Origin of the sequence: Limobrevibacterium gyesilva (assembly GCF_025989185.1) — a bacterium.
GTDB lineage: Bacteria > Pseudomonadota > Alphaproteobacteria > Acetobacterales > Acetobacteraceae > Limobrevibacterium > Limobrevibacterium gyesilva.
Window position 1 is genome coordinate 389087 of record NZ_JAPDNT010000001.1, and the last position, 24100, is coordinate 413186.

The window sequence follows — 24100 nt, forward strand, 5'->3', positions numbered from 1 at the left end:
TGCCTGTGCCACGGCTCGAGGGCTAGCAACGCGGCATGGGCACCGACATCAGGCCGATCATCGGCGTTACTCTCGACAGCGAACAACCCGGCGGCTACTCGAAATACCCCTGGTATGCGCTGAGGACCAACTACAGCGCGGCAATTGTGGCGTCCGGCGGCCTTCCCGTCGCCTTGCCGCATCATGCGGACCTGGCCGAAGCCTATCTCGACCGGATCGATGGCCTCGTCGTGACAGGTGGCGCATTCGACGTCGATCCGTCCCTCTACGGCGACGATGGGCGCCACGCGACCGTCACGCTCAAGGCCGGCCGCACCGCCGCGGAGCTGGCGCTCGTCCGCGGCGCCCTGGCGCGCAACCTTCCGGTCCTGGGGATCTGCGGGGGACAGCAATTGCTCGCTGTCGTTTTGGGCGGCACGTTGATCCAACATATTCCCGATACCGTCGCGAACGCGCTGGCGCACGAGCAACCCAATCCGCGCCACGAGCCGGGGCACGAGGTGTCGGTCGTTGCCGGAACGCTGCTGCACCGCATTGTCGGCGCCACGACGATGCATGTGAATTCGGCGCATCATCAGGCGGTCCGCGATGCCGGCCCCTTTGCCGTGGTCGACGCCACCGCGCCGGACGGGGTGATCGAGGGGATTGAAGACCCGCGTTACCGCTTCTGTCTGGGCATCCAGTGGCACCCCGAATTCCACATCGACCAGGGCGACCGCCGGATCTTCGATGCCCTCACCGCCGCCTGCGTCAGATGACCGAGACCGGGCCGCAAGGCGAGCGGATAGCCAAATGGCTGGCGCGCGCCGGCGTGGCCAGCCGGCGCGATGCCGAGAAGCTGATCGGCGAAGGACGGGTGAAGCTCAACAATACGGTCGTCACCCATCCCGCCACCTTCGTCGCCGCCGGCGACCTCGTGGTGGTGAACGGCACCCTCGTCGACGCGCCGGAACGGACCAGGCTGTGGCGCTACCACAAGCCGACCGGGCTCGTGACCACCCACAAGGACCCGCAGGGCCGCCCCACCGTGTTCGAAAAGCTTCCGCCCGGCCTGCCGCGCGTGGTCAGCGTGGGGCGGCTCGACCTGAACAGCGAAGGCCTGTTGCTGCTGACCAACGACGGCGCCCTGGCGCGGCGGCTCGAACTGCCCGCCAATGGCTGGATCCGCCGCTATCGGGTGCGCGTCTTTGGCACCGTCGATCCTGCTGGACTGGCGGCGCTGGCGCAGGGCGTCACGATCGACGGAGTCCGCTACGGCGCCGTCGAGGCCGGGCTGGACAGCCGCAAGGGCGACAATTCATGGCTGAGCGTGGGTCTGCGCGAGGGCCGCAACCGCGAGGTCCGGCGGGTGATGGCGCATCTGGGCCTGCAGGTCACCCGGCTGATCCGCGTCGCCTATGGCCCGTTCCAGCTTGGCAACCTTCCCCGCGGCACCGTGGACGAGGTGCCGACAAAGGTTCTGCGCGAGCAACTGCCGGCGGCGTGAGGCACCAGCGTTGAGAATCGTTGCGGGCACCTGGCGCGGCCGCCTTCTGACGTCCCCTCCCGGGCTGGGCACCCGACCGACTGCCGACAGGGTCCGCCAGGCGTTGTTCGACATGCTGCTGCATGCGCCCTGGGGTGGGCGAGCTTTGCTCGAAGCGGCGCGGGTATTGGACGCGTTCGCCGGAACCGGCGCGTTGGGACTGGAAGCCCTGTCGCGGGGCGCGGCCCACGTCACCTTCATGGAGCGTGAAAAGGCCGCGCTTGGCGCGTTGCGGGAGAACATCGCCCGCTGCAAGGCCACGGACCAGGCCACCGTCCTGGCCACGGACGCGACCCAACCTCCGCCTGGCAAGGCATGCAGCCTGATCTTTCTGGACCCGCCTTATGGGCAGGATCTCGGGCCACGCGCGGTAACGGCGCTCCGCAGGACCGGCTGGCTCGCCTCGGATGCCATCATCGTGCTCGAGACCGGCCGGGAGGAAGCGGCGCCGGAGATCGGCGAACTGCTGGCATCGCGCAGCCACGGCGCCGCCCAGGTCACGGTGTGGCGGAACGCGGCGCGACCAGGCTGAACAGCCGTCCCCAGCCTTGCACCCGCGCGGGATCGACGCCGGCCAGGACGAGGCTCTTCCAGACCACGGCAGCGATCGAGTCCAGAACCGGGAGCCCGATCCCGGTCTCAAGCGCCGCGACGACGGGCGCCGCGCGCAGGTTCGTGCACACGACAGCGATGGCATCGGGCCCCGCCCCGGCCACATGGCGGACCAGGTCCATGAGCTCAGCCTCGGTCACCTCGGCGAACGACCAGTTGTCGCGCAGCCGCAGATGGCGCTCCGCCGGACAGGCGATCCCCGCCCCGGCATAATTCGCGACGATCCGCTCCTGCACATCGTCCAGATACGGCGTCACCAGCCCCAGCGACCGGACACCAAGCACCCCAAGGATCTCGTTGAGCGCCAGAATCGACGTGGTCGCCGCGATTCCGGTCGCCTCGGTGATCCGCCGGCACAGCCGCATGTCCGCCTCGAAGCCGAGCCAGCTGGACGAGGTACCGTTCCAGCCAATCACATCGACTTTGGCATCAGCCAGGAGCTCGGCGGCCCGCAGCAATTCGGTATCGTCGAACTGCGCCAGGGCACCCGCTGACAGTGCAATCTCGGTCACGCGAAACCGCGCGAAATGCACGGACACCTCCGGCAACCCCGCCAGCATCGCTGTCGTGACCGGCTCGAGCACCGTGTTCGAGCTCGGGGTCAGCATCCCCAGCCGCTTTGCCGACGTCATCGCAAACCGCTCAGTACCATTCGATCACCGTGGCATCCAAGGCCGACCGCGCCGCGCGGAAGCTATAGAACAGCAATCCGACTCCCAAAGTCACGATGCTGAGCACGACCCAGACGACGATATGACCAGCGTCCGTCTCGACGTCGTAATCGCATTGCAAGCGGCCGACAAGGCGACCATTGCTGTCGACAATCGTGGTGTTGTTGATGATCAGCTTGAAGAAATGCCCGCTGACCACAAGCCACCCGAGGCCTAGTGTCCTGCCCCCGAAGTTCGCCGCATCTTGCGGCGGACGCAGGGGCAAGCAGGCCACTGAAAACGAAGGGCTCGTGGCCGCGGTCACAATCAGCCATACCAGGAAAGGCGGCCACACCTTGCCGAGCCGCAGCTCGTTGCGCAGGCGGGTACCGGCCGGCATGGTCTCGGCAAGGGATAAACGCATGGAACGCCCCGGTTCGTTGGTGGAATCTTCGGGATTCCTACCGGGGTGGCGGCGGCAGCGCGCTGATCCAGGTCAATCACCGCCGCTATCGGCGGCCGAACAGCCGTTCGATCTCGGCCTTGGTCAGCTTCAGGAACGTCGGACGCCCATGGCTGCAGGTCGCGGCCCGTGGCGTCGCCTCCATCTGCCGCAGCAGCGCGTCCATCTCGGGCGATGCAAGGCGACGGCCGGCCCGAATGCTGCCATGGCATGCCATCCGCGCAATCACCGCGTCGAGGCGCACGGACAGCGCCGTGCTCTCCCCCATCTCCCCGAACTCTTCGGCGAGGTCGCGCAGCAATGGCCCGGGATCGGGTGCGCCCAGGACCGCGGGCATTGCGCGCACCAGAACCGCACCGGGACCGAACGCTTCGATCTCCAGCCCCAGGCTGGCCAGGTCGGCGGCCCGCGCCACCAGGCGATGGACATCGGCCTGCGGCATGTCGACCACGGCCGGCAGCAGCAGCGGCTGCGTGCGCACGCCGCCTTCCAGCACCTGCTCGCGCAGCGACTCGTGGGTCAGCCGCTCGTGCGCGGCATGCTGGTCCACCAGCACCAGGCTGCCATCGGCCGCGACAGCAATGATGTAGGTGTCCAGCACCTGTGCCACCGCGGCACCAAGGGGAAATTCCCGCGCCGCCGGATTGGTGAAGGGGCCGTGATACCGATCAGGCGTCCCCATCTCCACGACCCGGGCGGACGGGCCAGCCTCCAGCGGCAGGCGCGCCTCGGCAAAGCCCGCTGGCAGGCCTGCATGTTGGCGGGTATCGGCGGGAGCGGCGAGTTGGAGGTTCGGGCGCCTCTGCGGCGGTCGCGACTGGAACTGCGCGCCGCCCAGATGAATGGGGGCCGCCACACCGCCGGCGCCGCCGGCCAGGGCACGGCCAAGGCTGCCGATCACCAGCGCCCGCACCGCGTCCGGCTCGCGGAACCGCACCTCGGCCTTGGCCGGATGCACGTTGATGTCGACCTCTTCCGGCGGGAGCTCAAGGAACAACGCCACCAGCGGGTGCCGGCCTGCGGCGATCACGTGGCGATAGGCGACGCGCACAGCCGTGCGCAGCACCGGATCGACCACCGGCCGGCCATTCACGACCAGCGTCTGTCCGGCAGCCGTGGCGCGCGTCACCATCGGCGCGCAGGCGAACCCCGTGAGCCGCAACGCACCGCGCGCTCCGTCCACGGGGAGCAGGGTCGCGGCCGCCTCGGGCCCGAGCAGCGCCGCAATCCGCGCGGCCCGCTCCTGGGCCGGCAGATCGAACACGACGCGTGCATCACTTTCCAGCCGGAACGCGACGCCGGGTGCGGCGAGCGCCAGGCGGCGTACGACCACTTCGGCCGCATCGGCCTCGGCACGCGGCGATTTCAGGAACTTGCGGCGCGCCGGCGTCGCGAAGAACAGGTCCCGGACAGTGACGCGGGTGCCTTGCCCACCGGCCGCCGGGGCCACCGCCCCGACATGCCCGCCTTCCACCAGAATGGTGGCGGCATGATCCGCCCCCGCGCAGCGCGTGACGATGGACAGGCGCGCCGCGGCGCCGATGCTCGGCAACGCCTCACCGCGGAACCCCAGGGTCGAGATTCGCACCAGGCTGTCATCGGACAGCTTCGACGTTGCATGACGCTGCACGGCCAACGCCAACTCGTCCGGTGCCATGCCGCTGCCGTCATCGACCACTTCGATCCGGTCGATGCCGCCGCCGTCGATGGCCACCGAAACGCGCCGAGCGCCTGCATCCAACGCATTCTCGATCAGTTCGCGGGCCGCAGCCGCCGGTCGCTCGATCACCTCGCCGGCGGCAATCCGGTTGACGGTCGCCTCGGGCAGCAGGCGGATGCGCCCCGCGATGGTCATCGCGGCATCAGGATTCGCCCCGGAGCGCACGGAAACGCGCGATCAGGGACGCAGTGGACCCGTCATGCCCGCCGGGCCGGGCGCCGGGCGCCAGTTCCGACAGGATGCCGCGAGCCAGGACCTTGCCCAGCTCCACACCCCATTGGTCAAAACTGTTGATCCCCCAGATCCAGCCTTGCACGGCGACCTTGTGCTCATACAAGGCAATCAGCCGGCCAAGCGCATAGGCGTCGAGCCGCCGGAACATGATGGTCGTACTCGGCCGGTCGCCACTGAAGACCCGATGCGGCGCGACCGCCTGGATCTCGGGTTCGCTGGCGCCGTGCGCCCGCATCTCGGCTTCCACCTCGGCCCGGGCCTTGCCGCGCAGCAGCGCCTCAGACTGCGCGAACGCATTTGCGGCCAGCATGCGGTGCGCATCGGGGCGCTCGTGATCGGCCTCGGCGGCCAGGATGAAGTCCACCGGGATCACCGAGGTGCCCTGGTGGACAAGCTGCATGAAGCTGTGTTGCGCATCGGTCCCGGGTCCGCCGAACACCACCGGACAGGTGGGCCGCGGAACCGGATGGCCGTCGAGGCCGACGCTTTTGCCGTTGCTCTCCATTTCCAGCTGCTGAAGATAGGCCGGGAAGCGGGCGAGCCGGTCGTCATAGGCCAGCACGCAATGACTGCGCAGCCCCAGCCCATTCACATGCCAGATTCCGGTCAGCGCCAGCAGCACCGGCAGATTGTCGGCGAAATCGGCAGCCTGGAAATGCACGTCCATTGCCCGCGCGCCGTCCAGCATGGCCTGGAACGCGTCCCAGCCGGCCGCCAGCGCGATGGACAGGCCGACCGGCGACCACAGCGAATAGCGTCCGCCGACCCAGTCGCGAAACCCGAACACCCGCTCCGGCCGGATCCCGAACGATGCCACCGCCTTCAGGTTGGTTGACAGCGCCACGAAATGATCGCCGACCGCCCCCTCGCCCAGCGCCCCCGCCACCCAGCGGCGCACGGCGCGTGCATTCTCGGCGGTCTCCTGCGTGGTGAAGGATTTCGAGGCCACCAGCACCAGCGTCCGGGCAGGGTCCAGCTCGCGCGCGAGGGCCATGAAGCCGTGGCCGTCCACATTGGACAGGAAGCGGGCGCGCATCAGCGGACCGCGGGCGAGCGTCAGCGCCTCCGTCGCCATCCGCGGGCCGAGATCAGACCCGCCGATCCCGATGTTCAGCACCGTGTCGAAGGGCTGGCCGGTGGCGCCGCGCAGGCTGCCGTCATGCACGGAGGCGACGAAACGGCGCATGCGGTCGCGCTCACGGGCCGCAAGGCCGCTCGCATCGTCGACCCCCTCCGGCAGCACCGCCCGCAGGCCTGCGTCAGCCGGTGCCCTCAGTGCCATATGCATCGCCGCCCGGCCTTCGGTGGTATTCACCGCCTCGCCCGCGAACAGCCGGTCGCGAAATCCCGCCAGCCCCGCGGCATGAGCGAGATCCAGCAGCGCCACCAGCGTCTCGGCGCCGATCGACGTCTTGGAAAAATCGAGGGTCAGGTCGTCCAGGGACGCGCTGAATCGCCGCGCCCGCTGATCATCAGCGCCGAACAACGGGCGGATGAGGTTGGCCCCGGGCTGAGATGCCAGTTCGGCCACGCGCCGCCACGCGTCGGTGAGAATCGAGTCGCCATGCATGTCGTCATCCTGGCGTCCTGCCCCCGACATCCGCCGCACCTGGCGGCGAACGGAGGGGATAAGCAGGCCACTGAAAACAAAAGGCTAGTGTCCCAAGGCGGAGGTTCGCCGCCTATGGCGAACCTCCGCCTTGGGACACTAGCGCATCATGCCAGCGAACCGAACCGCCGCATGTCGCCGCCAGGAGGACCCGCACGGCGAAGACTATTCCGCCCGGCCGCCGCAGCCCATGGACCGTCAGAATATCCGGCCGAACAGGCTCTGTTTTTTCGGCTGGATGATCGGCGTATCGCCCTGCTGCACGTTCTGGCCCAGCGCGGCATTCTCCCGCAGGCGCTGCGCCTCCTTCTGCGGATCGACCACGATACCGGGCGGTGGCGGGGACCGCCAGAACATCAGACGGTCGGTGAAGCTCGGACCCGGCGCATCGATCGCCGCGTCGGCATCCACCTTCCTGCGAATATCCGCCGGCGCGGCCGGCCCGGAGGCATTCAGCAATGCCTGCTGACCCGGGCTGGTCGACCCGACAGCGTCCGCGCCAAAAGCAGTCTGCGGTGCCAACGTCGCCTGCGCAGCGCTGCTGGAACTCTGCTCCTGCGGCCGCGAAGCCCCGGGCCGCGGCGGCCGCAGCGTGTAGTCGGGCGGCATGGACAGCGGCGCGCGCGTGGTCACCTGGAACTCATCGGGCGCGTCGCGCACCAGACCGAATGTGCGCGCAACATCGGTGCCCCCGCAGGCAGTCAAGCCGAGCGTGGCGCCGAGGCAAAGGACGGGAACGACACGGAGTCTGCGAAACTGGACCATTGTGCACACTCCTTAATCGCGGCCGGAACCCACGGCAAGGCGGCTGTCGCGCTTTGGCCGCATTCCGTCGAGCACCAACGCGGCAACCCCGCAAACGATCGCAGCATCAGCCACATTGAAAACGTACCACGACCAGCCCCAGGCGTGGGCGTGGATGAAGTCGACGACCGCCCCGAAGCGAAACCGGTCGATGACATTGCCGACGGCGCCACCGACGATCGCCCCCAGGGAGATGGCAACCAGACGGCTCTCGGCGCGGCGGAGCCAGACGCCCAGTGCGACCACGACGGCCAGGGCAACCGCCGCAAGTACGATGCTGCTGGCGCGCCCCTCGCCGTTCAGCAGCCCGAAGGTGATCCCGCGGTTCCAGACCATGGTCAGGTTCAGGAACGGCAGCATCGTGACCGACCCCAGGTCGGGCAAATGCAGGACGGCCAGCACCCACCACTTGCTGGCCTGGTCGGCGGCAAGGATCAGCACGCCCGCGACAATCCCGAGCCAGGTCCGGCCGCTGCGACTCACTCGGCAGCAGCCCGGCAGACCAGACCGGAATCGACCGCATCCGCGCAGCGGCGGCACAAGGTCGGATGGCCCGGCTGCTGCCCGACCTCGGGCAGCACCTTCCAACAGCGCGCGCATTTGTCGCCGGGCGCCGCCGAGATCGCGATCGGCGACCGCTCGGGCGACGCCTGCGCGTCATCCGCCGGCTGGCGATCGGGATCCTCCGTCACGTCGGCCTTGGAGACGATGGCGACTTCCGCCCACTCCTCCGGCGTCAGCAGCGACGCATCGTCAGCCGAAAGTGGCAGCAGAACGGCAGCTTGCAGCGACGACTTGAGCCAGCCGGCCTGGCGCGCGGCTTCCAGCTGCAAGGTGACACCGCGGCGGAGCTCGCGGATGCGCTTCCAACGCTCGGCCAGCGCATCGTCGCGCCACCGTTGCGGGATATCCGGGAAATCCTGCAGATGGATGCTGCACTCGCCGCCGAAGCGCGCGGCCCAGGCTTCCTCTGCCGTGAACACCAGCACCGGGGCCAGCCAGGTGGTGAGGCAGCGGTGCAGGTGGTCCAGCACGGTCCGCGCGGCGCGGCGGCGCAGGCTGTCGGGGCGATCGCAGTAGATCGCGTCCTTGCGGATGTCGAAATAGAAGGCCGACAGGTCGGTGGCACAGAAGGCATGCAAGGCCGGGTACACCCCCGTCCAGTCATACGTATCCACGGCCGAGCGGATCTGGGCGTCCATTTCCCACAACCGATGCAGCACCCACCGCTCCAGTTCCGGCATCTCGGCTTCGGGCACATGCTCGCCCGGCGTCCAGCCGTCCAGGCTCCCCAGGATCCACCGCAACGTATTGCGCAGGCGACGATACAGCTCCGCCTGCTGCTTCAGGATCTCGGGCCCGATGCGCAGATCGTCGCGCGTGTCGGAAACCATCACCCACAGGCGCAGGATGTCGGCACCGTACTGGTCCCACACCTCCTGGGGCGCGGTGACGTTGCCGAGCGATTTCGACATCTTCCGGCCTTGCTCATCGAGCACGAAGCCGTGGGTCAACACGGCCTCGAAGGGCGCTCGCCCGCGCGTGCCGACCGACTCCAGCAGCGACGAATGAAACCAGCCGCGATGCTGGTCGGACCCTTCCAGGTACAGATCCGCGGGCCAGGGCAGGCCGCGCGCGTCCAGCACGAAGGCATGCGACGACCCGCTCTCGAACCAGACGTCGACGATGTCCATGACCTGCTCGTAGGCCGCCGGGTCACGATCCGGGCCCAGGAAGCGCCCAGGCGGCGAGGCATACCAGGCATCGGCCCCTTCCTCCCGGAACGCGGCGACAACGCGCGCGACCACCTCGGGATCGCGTAACGGCTGGCCGCTCGCCCGCTCGACAAAGACCGGGATGGGCACGCCCCAGGCGCGCTGGCGGCTGATGCACCAATCCGGCCGCGCCGCGATCATGCTGCCGATCCGGTTGCGTCCCTGGTCGGGCACGAAGTCGGTTTCGGCGATGGCCTGCAGGGCCCGGGCGCGGATCTGTTCCGGCCCGTCCATGCGGATGAACCATTGCGGTGTGGCCCGGAAGATCAGTGGCGCCTTCGACCGCCATGAATGCGGATAGGAATGAACCAGCTTGCCGCGCGCCAGCAGCCCGCCCGCCTCTTGCAGCGCCGCGCAGATCGCGTCCGCCGCCTTGTAGACATGCAGTCCGGCGAACAGCGGCACCCAGGCATTGAAGCTGCCGTCATCGCCCACCGTTTCCGGGATCTCGAGGCCATGCTTGCGGCCCAGGTCGAAATCCTCCTCGCCATGACCGGGCGCGATATGGACGAAGCCGGTGCCGGCATCGGTGGTCACATAGGCGGCGGTGAAAACCGGCACGTCGTGATCGTAGCCGCGCCCACGCAACGGATGGGCGCAGACCGTGCCATAGAGATCGGCCCCCTTGAACAGCCGTAGAACGTGATGCGTCGCGATCCCCGCCGCTTCGCAAAGCTGGGGAAGCAGCGCGATCGCGACCAGGATCCGCTCACCGGGTCGGGCGCGCGAGCCTTCGGCAACGCTGTCGATGCGCACCAACGCGTAGTCGAACTCGGGTCCGCAGGCGATCGCCCGGTTGCCTGGCATGGTCCAGGGGGTCGTGGTCCAGATGACGATCGCGGCGCCGACGATGTCGCTGACCGGAGAGCGTACAACCGGGAAGCGAACCGTCACCGTGGTGCTGGTGTGGTCGTGGTACTCGATCTCGGCCTCGGCGAGCGCGGTCTTCTCGACCGGGCTCCACATCACCGGGCGCAGGCCGCGGTACAGGGCGCCGTTGAGCAGGAACTTGCCGATCTCGCCGGCGATCGCGGCCTCGGACGGGAAGTCCATGGTGGCGTAGCGGTCTTCCCAGGCGCCGAATACGCCGAGACGCTGGAATTCCTCGGACTGCACCGCCATCCAGTGGGCCGCGTAGGCCCGGCATTCCGCACGGAACTGCAGCACCGGCACCGCGTCCTTGTCGCGTCCGGATTTGCGGTATTCCTCCTCGATCTTCCACTCGATCGGCAGGCCGTGGCAGTCCCAGCCCGGCACATACAGGCCGTCATAGCCGGCCATCTGCCGGGTGCGGTTGACGACGTCCTTGAGGATCTTGTTCAGCGCATGGCCGATATGCAGATGGCCGTTCGCGTAGGGCGGACCATCATGCAGGATGAACTTGTCACGCCCCTGCGAGCGGGCGCGCAGTTGCTGCCAGATGCCGGCCTTGCGCCAGCGCTCCAGCATGCCCGGCTCCTTCTTCGGCAGGTCGCCACGCATGGGGAAGGAGGTCGCCGGCAGGAACACCGTGTCGCGGTAATCTCGTGTTTCGCTCATTTTGATCTCGTGCGGCGTGCGGCCGCTTCAGGGAAAGGCGCATGGAGGGCGGTCCCGGCTCTCAGCGAGAGACCGGGCCAATAATTCGCGCGCCGCACACCCGATACATGGGTTGGACTATGCGGAGCGCGGGACCATCAGGTCAAGGATATGGCGCGCCTCGGCCGCATCAGCGGCGATCTGGGCACGCAATTCGTCAAGACCGGAGAACTTCCGCTCGCTGCGCAAGTATGCGCACAAAGCGACCGACAGCTCGGTGCCGTAGAGGTCCCCCTCATATTCGAAAATATTGACCTCGAGGCGGCTTTCCGTCCCGGAATTGACCGTCGGTCGCCTGCCGATATTGGCGACGCCACTCCGGATACTGCCGTCGGCGAGCGTGACCATGACGGCGTAGACGCCCCGCGCCGGCTCCAGATGCCGGCCGAGTGCGATATTGGCGGTCGGGAAGCCGATCGTGCGACCCCGCTTGTCCCCATGGGCGACAACCCCGCGAATCGCCCAGGACCGCCCGAGTTTCGCCGTGGCACGCTCCGGATAGCCGTCCTGCAGCGCCCGGCGGATCCGACTGGAGGAAATCTGGCCGACCTCGTCGGTCAATAGCGGCACCACCGTCAGGCCGATGCCCATCGCCTCGGCGCGGGCCGACAGGAAGGTCACGTCACCGCCACGGCGATGGCCAAACGCGAAATCCGGTCCGCACGCCAGGTGGCGCGCGTCCAGCCCCGCGTGCAGCACATCGGCCACGAAGGCCTCGGCCGACATCAGGCTGAACGCATGGTCGAACGGCAACTCGAACAGCAGCGAGACACCCAGGTTCTCCAGCGCCGCCGCGCGTTCCGCCGACAGCGTCAGGCGGAATGGCGGGTCATCGGGCCGGAACAGCTCGCGCGGATGCGGCTCGAAGGTCAGGACCGCCAGCCTGGCATCCGGGCGCGCACCGTGCGCCGCCCGAAGCACGTGGGCGTGGCCCAGATGCACCCCGTCGAAATTCCCCAGGGCCACCACGGCGCCCCGGGCATCAGCCGGCAGGTTCCGCCAGTCGCGAAAGATTTCCATCGCCGATTCAGGCCGCTAGCTGCGGGATCGCGGCATCACCAGCGCCTCGCCCTCGATCACGACCTTGCCGCCGACGCTGCAGGTGGTCTTCAGCGTGGCCCGCTTTTTCGCCGCGTCCAGCGCCGTCACCTCCGCGGTCGCTGTCACCGTGTCGCCGATCCGGACCGGGGCGCGGAAACGCAGGTTCTGGCTCATGTAGATCGTGCCGGGACCAGGCATCTTCGTCCCCAGGACCGCGCTGATCAGGCCCGCCGAGAGCATGCCGTGCGCGATCCGCTCCTTGAACTGTGTCCCCGCGGCAGCCTCGGCGCTCAAATGCACCGGATTGGTGTCCATGCTCACCGCCGCAAACATCAGGATATCGGCTTCCGTGATCGTCTTGCCGGCGCTGGCGGACATGCCGACCTGCAGGTCCTCGAAGAAGTATCCGTCGCTCATCTGACTCGTTCCGCTGGCTGTTCGCCCGCTTTCTCTGCCAGTGCGGTGTCCGCGTCTAGCCCAGAGGGGCCGAGGCGCTTGCACAGGAAGAAGCGGCTCTGGCCAGGCGGATAGTCGTCGATCTGCCCGAAGACGGCGTAACCCAGGCGCTCGTAGAACGGGCGCGCCTGAAAACTGAACGTATCGAGCCAGATGCCACGGCAGCCGCGCCGGATCGCCTCGGCCTCGGCCATCCGCATGATCCTTGTGCCCAACCCCATCCGGCGCAGATCCGGCGGCAGCACCAGGATCTCGATGAACAGCCATGCGTAATAGCTGATCCCCCGCAATCCGCCCCGCACCGCGCCGGTCGCCGGATCGCGGATCAGGATCGCCAGGCGCCGCGACGGCTCGGTCAGCCCGGTCCGGGCGTCGTTGTAGCCGTCGATCTGATCGAACAGCGCCTTCAGGGCGGCATCATCAGGGGTTTCGGTGACCGTGATCTCCATGCCGCCAGCCTGGGCCCGGTGCGCCGGTTGGACAAGATCCGGACCCGATGCAACCATTCCTGCCGCGCTTACCACTCCCCGTGCCAAGGAATATGCGATGCCCGACCCCATCACTCAGGCCGCCGACCTCTTGCTGGCCGCGCGCCGCGACCCCGCCAAGCGGCTGGCCGACCTTCCCGCCGCGTTGAAGCCGGCGGACAAGGCGGCCGCCTACGCCATCCAGCACAAGGTTGCCGCGACGTTCCCGGGCATCGGTGGCTGGAAGGTCGGCGCGCCCGGACCCGACGCTCCCCCAATTTGCGGGGCGCTGCCGGCCGCGGGCGTCGTCCCCAGCCCCGCGAAACTCCCCTCGGCGACCCACTCTCTGCGCGGCATCGAGGCGGAGGTGTGTTTCCGCATCGGTCGCGACCTGCCGCCGCGGCCCACGCCTTACACCCACGAGGAGGTCATTGCCGCCATCGCCGCCGCCCACCCCGCGATCGAAGTGCTGGAGTCCCGCTACCTCGACCCCGACGCGGTCGACCCGATGACCAACCTGGCGGACACGCAAAGCCACGGCGGCTTCGTCTACGGCGCCCCGGTCACGGACTGGCATGGCATCGACTTCGCCCGCGAGAAGGTCGAGCAATACGTGGACGGCGCCCTGCAGATGGAACGGGTAGGCAACCCGGCCGGCGACATGATCCGCCTGGTGGTCTGGCTGGCCAACGAAGGCAGCATCTGGGCCGGCGGCCTGAAGGCCGGGCAGTTCGTCACCTGCGGGTCCTGGACCGGAAAGTCCACCGTCGGGCCCACCGCCAAGGTGCGGGTGCGCTTCCCCAGCCTGGGCGAGGTGCAGGTCGCCTACACGGCCTGAGCCGGCCGCGCCGCCACCTCCTTCGCCAGCCGGACGAACACCGGCACGGCCGCCTCCAGATCCGCGAGACGGACCTTCTCGCTCGGCGTATGGGCCTCGGCGATGTCGCCGGGGCCCAGCACCACACAAGGGGCGACCGCCTGCAGTCCGGACGCGTCCGTCCCATACGGGGCAGTCCGCGGCGCGGTGCCCACCGTACCGGCGCAAAGGCGGATCAGCGGGTGGTCGGCAGGGAGTTCCGGCGGGAACCCCTCGCGGGCCTCCGACAATGCCAGCCCGGCACGCGAAGCCGCGGCGCGCACGGCGTCCACCACCGGCGAGGGATCGACCTTGGCGCTGTAGCGGAACTTGATCCGCACGGTCGCCGTCGGGACCGTCACGTTCACCGCCGCGCCGTGATTGTCGATGACCAGATTGAAGTCGCTGAAGACCGGATCGTAGTCCCGGTCCTGCAGCGAGGGGTCCTCGCGCAGGCGGCGGTATATCCCCTTCATCTCCGCCAGGAACTCCACCAGGTCCCAGTTCGCGTTGCGCCCCTGCCCGGTGCTGCTATGCGCCTGCACCCCGGTGGCGACGGCGGTGAACGCAACATGGCTGCGATGGCCGCGCACCGGGATCATCCGGGTGGGCTCGGCCACAAGAATGGCGGCGGGACGCATGCGGCGCACCAGTTCCGACCGCTCGGCGATGATCCGGGCACCGGCTTTCGTGGTCTCCTCGTCAGTGGTGATCAGCAGGGTCACGGGCACGCTGGCCGGCAGCGCCTGCGCCGCCACGATGCAGGCCGCCACAGGGCCCTTCATGTCCGTGCTGCCCAGGCCGTGCAGCCACGCGCCCTCGATGCGCCCCGACCACGGATCTTCTTGCCAACCTGTATCGGGCACCGTGTCCATATGCCCCGACAGCGCGAGCCCCCCTGCCCCCCCTTTGTGGGCGACCAGGGCACGCTTGGCGACACCGGCCCCGTCCACATAATCCAGCCGCTCGACATCGAACCCGACGAGCGCGGCCTCGACCCGATCCGCAACCGCAAGATTGGAGACAAAACTGCGGCTGTCGATCGCCACCAGGTCGCTGGCAAGGCCGTGGAGATCCGAGCGGAATGACGTCATGCGAGAAAGCCTCTTCTGGCTGAGCCGGTTGACCTGTCGGGCGTGTGCGGCCAGCCTGCCGCCAACAGGAGACTTGAGCAATGACTCTCGCCTATCTCGATCCGCGCAGCGGCGAGACCTTCCCCATCGACACGCCGCGCTGGTGCGGCCCCGGCCAGGCGCCGCTGCTGCTGACGCCGCTGCCGGGAATCACCCGCGACCAGATCGATCCGGCCACACGCAGCCTGTGGCGCTATCGTGCGGCGCTGCCTATGGGCGTGCCTTCCCCCATCACCATGGGCGAGGGCTGCACCCCGCTGGTGACACGGCGGCTACATGGGGCCGACGTGCGGCTGAAATGCGAATGGTTCATGCCGACCGGCAGCTTCAAGGACCGCGGAGCCAGCGTGATGCTGTCCCTGCTGCGTCAGCAGGGCATCACCGACGTGCTGGAGGACAGTTCCGGCAATGGCGGCGCGGCGGTCGCGGCCTATGCGGCGGCCGGGGGGCTGCGTGCGACGATCATGGCCCCCGCCTCCACCAGCCCGGCCAAGACGGTGCAGATGCGCGCGCATGGCGCCGCCGTCGAGCTCATTCCCGGCACGCGGCAGGACACGGCGGATGCGGCGGTGGCGCGGTCGAGCCAGGTCTTCTACGCCAGCCACAACTGGCATCCATTCTTCCTGCACGGCACCAAGACCCTCGCTTATGAGCTATGGGAAGACCTCGGCTTCCGTGCGCCCGACAACGTCATCGTGCCCTGCGGCGCCGGGTCCAACGTGCTCGGGTGCGAGATCGGCTTTTCCGAATTGCTGCGTGCCGGCGAGATCGACGCGCCGCCGCGGATCTTCGCCGCCCAGCCCGCCAATTGCGGCCCGATCGCCGCGGCGTTCCTGGCCGGCTCTGAGCACCCCGTGCCCTCGCCGGTCCGCCCAACCATCGCCGAGGGCACGGCGATCGCCGCTCCCATCCGGCTGTCCGAAGTGCTCGGCGCCCTGCGCGAGACCGGCGGCGGCGCCGTCATGTTGACCGAAGAAGAAATCGGGACCGCGACGCTCGACCTCGCGCGCAGCGGCATCTATGTCGAGCCGACCAGCGCCCAGGCCGCCGCCGCGTTCGGCAAGCTGCTGGCATCCGGCGCCATCACGCCGGAACAGACCACCGTGCTGGTCCTCACCGGCACCGGATTGAAGGCGACACCACGCATCGCCGAATTGTTGGGAATCACCCTGTGACCGCACGCATCGCCCTGCTGGGCTTCTCCATCGAGTGCAACCGCTTCGCCCCGCCCGCGACCGAGCAGGATTTCGCCACCCGCACGCTGTTCCGCGGCGCGCCACTGATCGCGGAAGCGCATGCGCCCTCGCCGCGGATGCTCGGCGAACTGCCGGGTTTCGTCGCCGACATGGACACCGCCGGCCCATGGGAGCCGGTTCCGGTGCTGCTGGCGATGGCAGAACCGAACGGGCCCGTGGAGCACCCGTTCTTCCAGCACATCTTGAAGGAATGCGAGGACGGGCTGCGCGCGGCCGGCAAGCTCGACGGCGTCTATTGCGTGCTGCATGGCGCAGCCCTGACGACCGAAGACCATGACCCCGAAGGCACCATCCTGACGATGGTGCGCGCCGTCGTCGGTCCTGATGTGCCGGTGGTCGCCAGCTTCGACCTGCACGCCAATGTCTCCGGCACCGATGTCCGGACGGTCGATGCCTTCATCGGCTATCGCACCAATCCGCACCTGGACATGCGCGAGCGCGGCGCCGAGTCGGCGCAGGTGCTGCGGCGCCTCATGGGCGGCATGAAGACCCATCTCGCCAGCGTCCGCCTGCCGATCGTCCCGCCAACCGTTACCATGCTGACCGGCAAGGATGCGCCCAATCGCCCCTATGGCGAGCTGATCGACCTGGGCCAGCGCCGCATGGCCGAGCCACCTTATGCGGGCCGTGTGGTCAACGTGTCGGTCATGGGCGGCTTCGCCTTCGCGGACACGCCGTTCAACGGCCTGACCGCGGTGGTGACCGCCACCGATGCGGCCGCCGCCCGCGACCTGGCGATGGAGATCGCGCGCGAAGGCTGGGCGCGTCGCGAACAATTCCACCCGCGCCTGACGTCACTTGAAGAGGCGGTGCAACTTGCCCGACGCACCGAGGACCGCACGCAACCTGCCCTGATCTTCGCCGATGTCGCCGACAACCCTGGCGGTGGCGGGCGCGGGAACACCATGTTCATCCTGGAAGCGTTCCACGCAGCGGCAGTGAAGGACGCGATCGTCGGCGTCATCCACGACCCGGCCTTGGCGGCGGAAGCGCATCGCCTGGGTGAAGGCGCAGCCTTCGACGCCCGGTTCAACCGCGAATCGGCGTCGGAGTTCTCCCGGCCGTTCCATGCCGCGGCGACCGTGCGCCGGCTGCATCCCGGGCCGGTCCAGTGCCGTCGCGGGATCTTCGCCGGCGGCACGATCGACCTTGGCCCCTCGGCCGCGCTGGACGTCGGCGGCATCACCGTGGTCGTCGTCTCGCAGCGGGTCCAGTGCGCCGATCCGGCCTTCCTGGAGTCGTTCGGCCTCGACATCGGCAAGGCCCGAGTCGTCGTCGTGAAGTCGCGCGGCCATTTCCGTGGCGGCTTCGACGAGTTCTTCCGCCACGAGCAGGTGATCGAAGTCGACGCGCCCGGCCTCACCAGCCCGATCCTGCATCACTTCAACTGGCAGCATTTGCCACGCCCTGTCGTGCCGCTCGATCCGCAGGCCACCTGGGCGCCGGAGCAATACGCATGAAGCTGGACGATCTCCCCACGCCGTGCCTGGTACTGGAGCGGCCGATCCTCCAGCGCAACCTGGATGCGATGGCACAGGCGGTCGCCCGGCATGGCGTGGCGTTGCGGCCGCATATGAAGACCGCGAAATCGATCGACGTCGCCCGGCTGGCGCTTGCCACGCCGCAGGCCCGGCCATCCGGCATCACCGTCTCGACGCTGGCGGAAGCCGAGTACTTCGTCGGGCACGGGATCACCGACGTGCTTTACGCCGTCGGCATCACGCCGCAGAAGCTGGAGCAGGTGGCGAAGCTCAATGTCGCCGGCGCGTCGGTGATGGTCATCACCGATGACCCCGAGGTTGCGAGCATCATCGCTGCGCAGCCGCATCCGCCGCGCGTGCTGGTCGAGGTCGACACCGGCGAGCACCGTGGCGGCGTGGCGCCGGAGGACCCGGCGCTGCTGGATATCGCGGCTCGCCTCGGCCAGACCCTCGCCGGCGTCATCACGCATGCGGGTCACAGCTATGCCGGCCGCTCGGCGCAGCAGATGGCCGACATCGCAGAAATCGAGCGCAGCGGCGCCGTTCGCGCGGCCGAGCGGCTGACGGCCGCCGGCCTGCCGTGCCCGATCGTATCGATGGGCAGCTCCCCTACCGCCTTGCACGCCGCCAACCTCGATGGCGTCACCGAAGTTCGTGCCGGCGTCTACATGCTCGGCGACCTGTTCCAGGCGGAGATCGGCACGCACGGCCTGGGCGACATCGCCGTGACGGTGCTTGCCAGCGTCATCGGCCACCGCCCGTCGCAAGGGCAGATCGTGATCGACGCCGGCGGCATCGCGCTGTCGAAGGACCGCAGCACCGAAGCGGCGCCGCATGACTGGGGCTTCGGCCTCATGCTCGACCTGCACGGCCAGCGCAGCTTCGGTCACGCGCTGGTCAAGCGCGCCTACCAGGAACATGGCATGGTCGACCTCGACCCGAAGCTGCCGGCCCCTGACCTGCCGATCGGGGCGAAGGTGCGCATCGCGCCCAACCACATCTGCATGACCGCCGCGGCGCATGACCGTTACTTCGTGGTCGACGGCAGCGACACGGTGACCGCGATCTGGCCGCGGGTGAACGGCTGGTAGCTTATTCGGCCGGCGCCGGAGCCACCTCAGGGAGTGTGGCGGCCCGGGCGCCGCCGGCGCAGAGCAGGCTGACCAGCAGGATGGCCGCGACCAGGACCAGCACAAGCTCAGGATGGCCGCGGTCGATGAGGTAGCCGAACGGCACCGGTGTGACCGCACTGCCCAACGGCAGGCCCGCGCTGACGAAGCCGAAGACCTTGCCGATCTGCCCCGGCGGCGCCGCGTCCTTCACCATGATGTCGCGCGGCGTCCGGCTGGCGCCGAGCGCCAGGCCCGAGCCGAACATCACCGCGATGGTCATGGGATCCGGCAGCGCCGCGACGGCCACGACCAGGATCAGCGCGGCCGAGACGACCGTCAACACGGACGCGAAGGTCAGTTGGCGCCTGATCCGGTCCGCGACATAGCCACCCACCAGCGTGCCGGACGTGGCGCCGGCCATGTAGCCGGTCAGGACCGACGACGCGGCGGCGAGATCCATGCCGTGCACCTGGTGCAGCACCGTGATGATCCATGACTGGATGCCCGCGCCGGCCATGGAGGACAGCAGGAAGAAGGCGAAGAACAGCAGCATCGGCCGGGTCATCAACAGCTCGCGGCCGGAGGGCGCGGGGCCGCCGTGCCGGGCATGCTCGGTTGGCACCTGATCGTTGAGGATGCGGCTCTGCAGCAGGATGGTCACCACCAACGGGATGCCGAGCCCGCCGACCAGCAGCAGGCTGGCGCGCCATCCCATGACCAGCATCAGCGCCGCCATCACCGGCGGGGCCGCGGCAAAGCCGAGATTCCCGTTGAAGGTATGAATGGCGAACGCACGGCCCATCCGACTCTTGTCGACCGAGCCGCTGAGGATCGCATAGTCCGCAGGGTGGATGACGGAGTTGCCGACGCCCGACAGCGCCGCCAGCGCCAGGATCTGCCAGAAGGCGGTGGCCAGCCCCATGCCGGCGATGGTCAACGTCATCAGCAACGTTCCGCCGACCAGGAAGCGCCGGGCACCGTAGCGGTCGACCAGGAAGCCGACGGGCGTCTGCAGCACCGCCGTCACGCCTGACATCAAGGCCACGCTGAGACCGAGCTGCGCATAGGACACGTCGAAACTGTCCTGCCAGGCCAGGAACATCGGCGGCAGGCACAGCACGTAGAAATGTGACAGGAAATGTCCGGTTCCGATCAGAAGGTTGACACGGCCGTCGCGACTCATGGCACGCCCCTGCAAGGTCACGCCCGGAAAAATGCGGGGCAGACTATCCGCCGTCAACTCGTTACCGGAATCAGCGCATTTTCCAGGTGCCGTCGGTGCATCTTCATGGCAGACCCCCGAGCCGTGAACGATCGGCATCGACCATGCCGCAGCCGGTCGGCGCCGACCGAAGCCGAGACGCAACAATCAGCGAAACCTCCAGGTGCCATCGGCTGTCCGGCACCAGTCCAGTGTGAGGGACCGGTCACTGCGGCGCCCCTGCACCGAAAAATCGTATCTGACTTTGCGGCACAGCATGCCGTGGCTCTGCGTGCTGTCCAGTATGGTCACCACCCCCGAAGCGCCCGTCCTCTCGTTATTCCAGGTCGCGGACGCGCCGGGCGTCGCGTTCTCCGCCTGGAACAACGGCTCGGCAGCCTTGTCCATCAGGGCCAGGTCCGAGCTGTCGAGCCTCGGCCCCTTCCCCTTGAACGGGTTGATCTGGGCGTTCGCCGCCCCGCAGATCAGCAGGCCGAGCAGGAAGGCGAGCGCGACGTGGCGATGCATCTTCATGACGAGGATCCCGAGCCGTGAATGACCATGGGCCTGCATAGCATGCAGGCACCGGCCGTGGGACACGCGCTATCGCCGCTTCCGCCCGTGCCGCTTCTTCGGGTCATAGCCGCCCCCGCCGGGGCCCATCGGCTCCGGCGTGCGGTCGCGCTTCGGCCGCAGCGTGGCCGACGAGGCCGGCGGCGGCTCAAGGCCCAGCTCAAGCGCCTCCAGCCGCCGGATCTCGTCGCGCAGCCTTGCGGCTTCCTCGAATTCCAGGTCGGCCGCGGCGGCGCGCATCCGGCGCTCGAGTTCGGCAATCGAGGCTTTCAGGTCCTTGCCGACGAACTCCGTGGTCTTGCTGTCGGCGACGGGCGCCACGGTCACGTAATCCTGCTCGAACACACTTTCGAGCACCTTGCCGATCTGCTTCCTGATCGACTGCGGCGTGATGCCGTGCGCCTCGTTCCAGGCACGCTGCTTGTTGCGCCGGCGTTCGGTCTCCTCGATCGCGAAGCGCAGGCTGTCGGTCATGACGTCGGCATACAGGATCACGCGGCCATCCACGTTGCGGGCGGCCCGGCCGATCGTCTGGATCAGGCTGGTGCGCGAGCGCAGGAACCCTTCCTTGTCCGCGTCCAGGATCGCCACCAGGGCGCATTCCGGGATGTCGAGCCCCTCGCGCAGCAGGTTGATGCCGATCAGCACGTCGAAGACGCCCAGGCGCAGGTCGCGGATGATCTCGATGCGTTCGAGCGTATCGATGTCGGAGTGCAGGTAGCGCACCTTCACCCCGTGCTCGTTCAGATACTCCGTGAGATCCTCGGCCATCCGCTTGGTCAGCACCGTCACCAGCACGCGCCCGCCGGCCGCGGCGGCCGTGCGGCATTCGGCCAGCAGGTCGTCCACCTGCCGCTCGACGGGACGGATCTCGGTGACCGGGTCGATCAGCCCGGTCGGACGGATCACCTGCTCGGCGAACACGCCGGCGGTACGTTCCATCTCCCATGGCCCCGGCGTCGCACTCACGAACAGGGTCTGGGGGCGGAAGGACTCCCATTCCGCGAATTTCAGCGGCCGGTTGTCGATGCATGAGGGAAGCCGGAAGCCGAACTCGGCCAGGATCGATTTGCGGGCATGGTCCCCGCGCTCCATGCCACCGATCTGCGGCACGGTGACGTGGCTCTCATCCACGATCAGCAGCGCGTTCTCGGGCAGGTATTCGAACAGGGTGGGCGGCGGCTCGCCCGCGTTCCGGCCGGACAGATAGCGGGAGTAGTTCTCGATGCTCTTGCAACTGCCGGTCGTCTCCATCATTTCGATGTCGAACGTCGTTCGCTGCTGCAGCCGCTCCACCTCCAGCAGCTTTCCTTCCGCTTCGAACTGCGCCAGCCGCTCCTTCAGCTCGATCTTGATATCGGCCACCGCCTGCGTCAGCGTCGGCCGCGGCGTCACGTAGTGGCTGTTGGCGTAGACCGTGATCGTTTCGAGTGTCGCGGTCTTCTCGCCGGTCAACGGATCGAACTCGGAAATGCTCTCGACCTCGTCGCCGAACAGCACCACGCGCCAGGCACGATCCTCGTAATGCGCGGGATAGATATCGACCGTTTCGCCGCGCAGGCGGAACGTCCCGCGCTGGAAGGCCGCGTCGTTGCGGCGATACTGCAGCTCGACCAGCCCTTTCGCCAGCCGATCCCGGTCGATATGTCCCCCGACATCCAGCTTCACCACCATCTTGGCGTAGGTCTCGACCGACCCGATGCCGTAGATGCAGGAGACGGAGGCGACGATGATGACGTCGTTGCGTTCGAGCAGGGACTGCGTCGCCGCATGCCGCATGCGGTCGATCTGCTCGTTGATCTGCGAATCCTTCTCGATATAGGTGTCGGTGCGCGGAACATAGGCTTCCGGCTGGTAGTAGTCGTAGTAGCTGACGAAATACTCCACCGCGTTGTCCGGGAAGAACGCCTTCATCTCACCGTAGAGCTGTGCGGCGAGCGTCTTGTTCGGCGCCAGGATCAGCGTCGGCTTCTGCACCGCCTCGATGACCTTGGCCATGGTGAAGGTCTTGCCCGAGCCGGTGACGCCCAGCAGCACCTGGTCGCGCTCGCCCTGCTCCACCCCCGCCACCAGGTCGCGGATCGCCGTCGGCTGATCGCCGTTCGGCTCGAATTCGGAGACCACGCTCAGGCGCCGCGTCACGGGCTTGGGCGGCTGACGCTGCGGCACGAACAGGACCGGTTGAGTCGGGCGGTTCAGAACCTGGGACATGGCGCTCTCCTGCGCCGCTAGATGGCGACGTTCCCGCCGGGAGTCGAGGGGGGGCCTACGCCAGCGCACGCCAGGCGATGTCGCGCCGGCAGAACCCCTCCGGCCAGTCGATCCGCGCGACCGCGGCATAGGCCGCCGTCCGGGCGGCGCGCAAATCGGCGCCGGTGGCGCACACCGTCAGCACCCGCCCCCCGGACGACACGAGGCGGCCATCGAGCACTTCCGTGCCCGCATGGAAGATCTGCACCCCGGGGACCGACGCCGCCTCCTCCAGCCCGCGGATCACGGTATGGCGAACAGGGGTGCCGGGGTAGCCACGGGCCGCCATCACGACGCCGATGGCGGCCTCGTCGTGCCAGCGCAGGTCGAATGCGGCGAGCTCCCCGTCGCAGGCCGCGATCAGGGCCGCCAGCAGGTCGGATTTGAGCCGCAGCATGAGCACCTGGCATTCGGGATCGCCGAAGCGCACGTTGAACTCGATCAGCTTCGGCCCCTCGGCCGTCAGCATCAGTCCGGCGAACAGAACGCCGCGGAACGGCGTGCCCTGCCGCGCAAGCTCGGCCAGGGCCGGGCGCAGGATCCGGTCCATCGCCTGCTGCTCCAGGGCCGGGGTCAGGGCCGGCGGGGGCGAATAGGCCCCCATTCCGCCGGTATTGGGGCCGGTGTCGCCCTCGCCCATGCGCTTGTGGTCTTGCGCCGCACCCAGCGGAATCGCATGGGTGCCATCGCACAGCGCAAACAGGCTGATCTCCTCGCCAACCAGACATTCCTCGATGACGACCGTGCGGCCGGCATCACCGAGACGGCCGGACTCCATGAAATCGGCGATCGCCGCCTCGGCCTCGGCCACGCTGTTGGCCACCACCACGCCCTTGCCGGCCGCGAGGCCATCCGCCTTCACGACGATCGGCGCCCCCCGGCGGCGCACGAAGGCCCGGGCCGCGGCCGGGTCGTCGAACCGCTCCCACAGCGCCGTCGGGATGCCGGCCGCTTCGCAGATCTCCTTGGTGAAGGTTTTGCTGCCTTCCAACCGGGCGGCGGCGGCGGACGGCCCGCAGCAGGCGATGCCCTCATGCCCCAGCGCGTCGGCGATCCCGGCCACCAGTGGCGGCTCGCCGCCGGGAACGACCAGATCGACCGCATTCTCGCGCGCGAATCGGACCAGGTCCGCGATGTCCAGCGCGCCGATCGGCACATTCTCCGCGACCTCGCCGGTGCCGGGATTTCCGGGGGCGCACCACAATTTCGTCAATAGCGGCGAGGCCGACAATGCCCAGCACAGCGCGTGCTCACGCCCGCCCGATCCGACCACCAGCACCCGCATGCCCGCCCTCTCCGCTTCA

At 68.6% G+C, this 24100-nt stretch carries 22 protein-coding genes; 7 read left to right on the plus strand and 15 right to left on the minus strand.

The features are described from left to right. Window positions 1-35: 35 nt before the first annotated feature. Genes OL599_RS01905 through rsmD form a run of 3 tightly spaced genes read left to right on the plus strand, consistent with a single transcriptional unit; the run spans window position 36 to window position 2057 of the window. On the plus strand, window positions 36-758 hold the full coding sequence (locus OL599_RS01905; protein WP_264711893.1) for a gamma-glutamyl-gamma-aminobutyrate hydrolase family protein: 723 nt from the start codon (window positions 36-38) through the stop codon (window positions 756-758). After that, window positions 755-1486: a pseudouridine synthase gene (locus tag OL599_RS01910; RefSeq protein ID WP_264711894.1), complete on the plus strand. Its 732-nt coding sequence runs from the start codon at window positions 755-757 to the stop codon at window positions 1484-1486. Before OL599_RS01905 ends, OL599_RS01910 begins: the two co-directional genes overlap by 4 nt. Window positions 1487-1496: 10 nt before the next feature. After that, window positions 1497-2057, plus strand: coding sequence for a 16S rRNA (guanine(966)-N(2))-methyltransferase RsmD (rsmD, locus tag OL599_RS01915; protein ID WP_264711895.1), 561 nt, complete (start codon window positions 1497-1499; stop codon window positions 2055-2057). On the opposite strand, the gene OL599_RS01920 is transcribed toward rsmD, so the two are convergent. The 10 genes from OL599_RS01920 to OL599_RS01965 all read right to left on the minus strand — a co-directional run bounded on the left by OL599_RS01920 (window position 2023) and on the right by OL599_RS01965 (window position 12916). Next, on the minus strand, window positions 2023-2769 hold the full coding sequence (locus OL599_RS01920) for a maleate cis-trans isomerase family protein (protein ID WP_264711896.1): 747 nt from the start codon (window positions 2767-2769) through the stop codon (window positions 2023-2025). The two genes, rsmD and OL599_RS01920, sit on opposite strands and share 35 nt — an antisense overlap. A gap of 10 nt (window positions 2770-2779) precedes the next feature. Further along, on the minus strand, window positions 2780-3211 hold the full coding sequence (locus OL599_RS01925; RefSeq protein WP_264711897.1) for a DUF6693 family protein: 432 nt from the start codon (window positions 3209-3211) through the stop codon (window positions 2780-2782). A gap of 85 nt (window positions 3212-3296) precedes the next feature. Further along, window positions 3297-5105, minus strand: a complete 1809-nt coding sequence (gene mutL, locus OL599_RS01930) for a DNA mismatch repair endonuclease MutL (RefSeq protein ID WP_264712320.1) — start codon at window positions 5103-5105, stop codon at window positions 3297-3299. A 7-nt stretch (window positions 5106-5112) separates the two neighbouring features. Further along, on the minus strand, window positions 5113-6774 hold the full coding sequence (gene pgi / locus OL599_RS01935; protein WP_264711898.1) for a glucose-6-phosphate isomerase: 1662 nt from the start codon (window positions 6772-6774) through the stop codon (window positions 5113-5115). Between the two features lie 237 nt (window positions 6775-7011). Beyond that, complete coding sequence (locus tag OL599_RS01940) at window positions 7012-7578, minus strand: DUF3035 domain-containing protein (RefSeq protein ID WP_264711899.1); 567 nt, start codon at window positions 7576-7578, stop codon at window positions 7012-7014. 12 nt (window positions 7579-7590) lie between these two features. After that, window positions 7591-8058, minus strand: coding sequence for a signal peptidase II (gene lspA / locus OL599_RS01945; RefSeq protein ID WP_264711900.1), 468 nt, complete (start codon window positions 8056-8058; stop codon window positions 7591-7593). 38 nt (window positions 8059-8096) lie between these two features. Continuing rightward, complete coding sequence (ileS, locus tag OL599_RS01950) at window positions 8097-10931, minus strand: isoleucine--tRNA ligase (protein ID WP_264711901.1); 2835 nt, start codon at window positions 10929-10931, stop codon at window positions 8097-8099. Between the two features lie 117 nt (window positions 10932-11048). Beyond that, on the minus strand, window positions 11049-11990 hold the full coding sequence (locus tag OL599_RS01955; RefSeq protein ID WP_264711902.1) for a bifunctional riboflavin kinase/FAD synthetase: 942 nt from the start codon (window positions 11988-11990) through the stop codon (window positions 11049-11051). A 15-nt stretch (window positions 11991-12005) separates the two neighbouring features. Next, complete coding sequence (locus OL599_RS01960; RefSeq protein ID WP_264711903.1) at window positions 12006-12428, minus strand: MaoC family dehydratase; 423 nt, start codon at window positions 12426-12428, stop codon at window positions 12006-12008. Next, a complete protein-coding gene (locus OL599_RS01965; RefSeq protein WP_264711904.1) occupies window positions 12425-12916 on the minus strand; it encodes a GNAT family N-acetyltransferase in 492 nt (163 codons plus the stop codon). The genes OL599_RS01960 and OL599_RS01965 overlap by 4 nt, the downstream gene beginning before the upstream one ends. 97 nt (window positions 12917-13013) lie before the next feature. Here OL599_RS01965 and OL599_RS01970 point away from each other — a divergent pair, with 97 nt between their 5' ends. Further along, window positions 13014-13772, plus strand: coding sequence for a 2-keto-4-pentenoate hydratase (locus OL599_RS01970; protein WP_264711905.1), 759 nt, complete (start codon window positions 13014-13016; stop codon window positions 13770-13772). Here the strand turns inward: OL599_RS01970 and OL599_RS01975 are convergent. Next, window positions 13760-14884 (minus strand): M20/M25/M40 family metallo-hydrolase, encoded by a 1125-nt coding sequence (locus tag OL599_RS01975; RefSeq protein ID WP_264711906.1) that lies wholly within the window; start codon window positions 14882-14884, stop codon window positions 13760-13762. The genes OL599_RS01970 and OL599_RS01975 overlap by 13 nt on opposite strands. An 80-nt stretch (window positions 14885-14964) precedes the next feature. Here OL599_RS01975 and OL599_RS01980 point away from each other — a divergent pair, with 80 nt between their 5' ends. The 3 genes from OL599_RS01980 to OL599_RS01990 are packed head-to-tail and all read left to right on the plus strand — an operon-like array spanning window position 14965 to window position 18751. After that, window positions 14965-16098, plus strand: coding sequence for a pyridoxal-phosphate dependent enzyme (locus OL599_RS01980; RefSeq protein ID WP_264711907.1), 1134 nt, complete (start codon window positions 14965-14967; stop codon window positions 16096-16098). Then, window positions 16095-17639 carry a M81 family metallopeptidase gene (locus tag OL599_RS01985; RefSeq protein WP_264711908.1) on the plus strand — a complete coding sequence of 515 codons (1545 nt, stop codon included), beginning with the start codon at window positions 16095-16097 and terminating at the stop codon, window positions 17637-17639. The genes OL599_RS01980 and OL599_RS01985 overlap by 4 nt, the downstream gene beginning before the upstream one ends. Next, window positions 17636-18751, plus strand: a complete 1116-nt coding sequence (locus OL599_RS01990) for an alanine racemase (RefSeq protein WP_264711909.1) — start codon at window positions 17636-17638, stop codon at window positions 18749-18751. The genes OL599_RS01985 and OL599_RS01990 overlap by 4 nt, the downstream gene beginning before the upstream one ends. Before the next feature lies 1 nt (window position 18752). Here OL599_RS01990 and OL599_RS01995 read toward each other — a convergent pair whose 3' ends face one another. The 4 genes from OL599_RS01995 to purD all read right to left on the minus strand — a co-directional run bounded on the left by OL599_RS01995 (window position 18753) and on the right by purD (window position 24081). Then, the gene (locus OL599_RS01995) at window positions 18753-19955 is read right to left on the minus strand and encodes an MFS transporter (RefSeq protein WP_264711910.1); all 1203 of its coding nucleotides are present in this window, start codon (window positions 19953-19955) and stop codon (window positions 18753-18755) included. Window positions 19956-20141: 186 nt separating this feature from the next. Beyond that, window positions 20142-20507: an RT0821/Lpp0805 family surface protein gene (locus OL599_RS02000; RefSeq protein WP_264711911.1), complete on the minus strand. Its 366-nt coding sequence runs from the start codon at window positions 20505-20507 to the stop codon at window positions 20142-20144. Window positions 20508-20576: 69 nt separating this feature from the next. After that, window positions 20577-22757: an excinuclease ABC subunit UvrB gene (gene uvrB, locus OL599_RS02005; RefSeq protein WP_283949451.1), complete on the minus strand. Its 2181-nt coding sequence runs from the start codon at window positions 22755-22757 to the stop codon at window positions 20577-20579. A gap of 55 nt (window positions 22758-22812) precedes the next feature. Next, window positions 22813-24081: a phosphoribosylamine--glycine ligase gene (purD, locus tag OL599_RS02010; RefSeq protein ID WP_264711912.1), complete on the minus strand. Its 1269-nt coding sequence runs from the start codon at window positions 24079-24081 to the stop codon at window positions 22813-22815. Window positions 24082-24100: the final 19 nt, after the last annotated feature.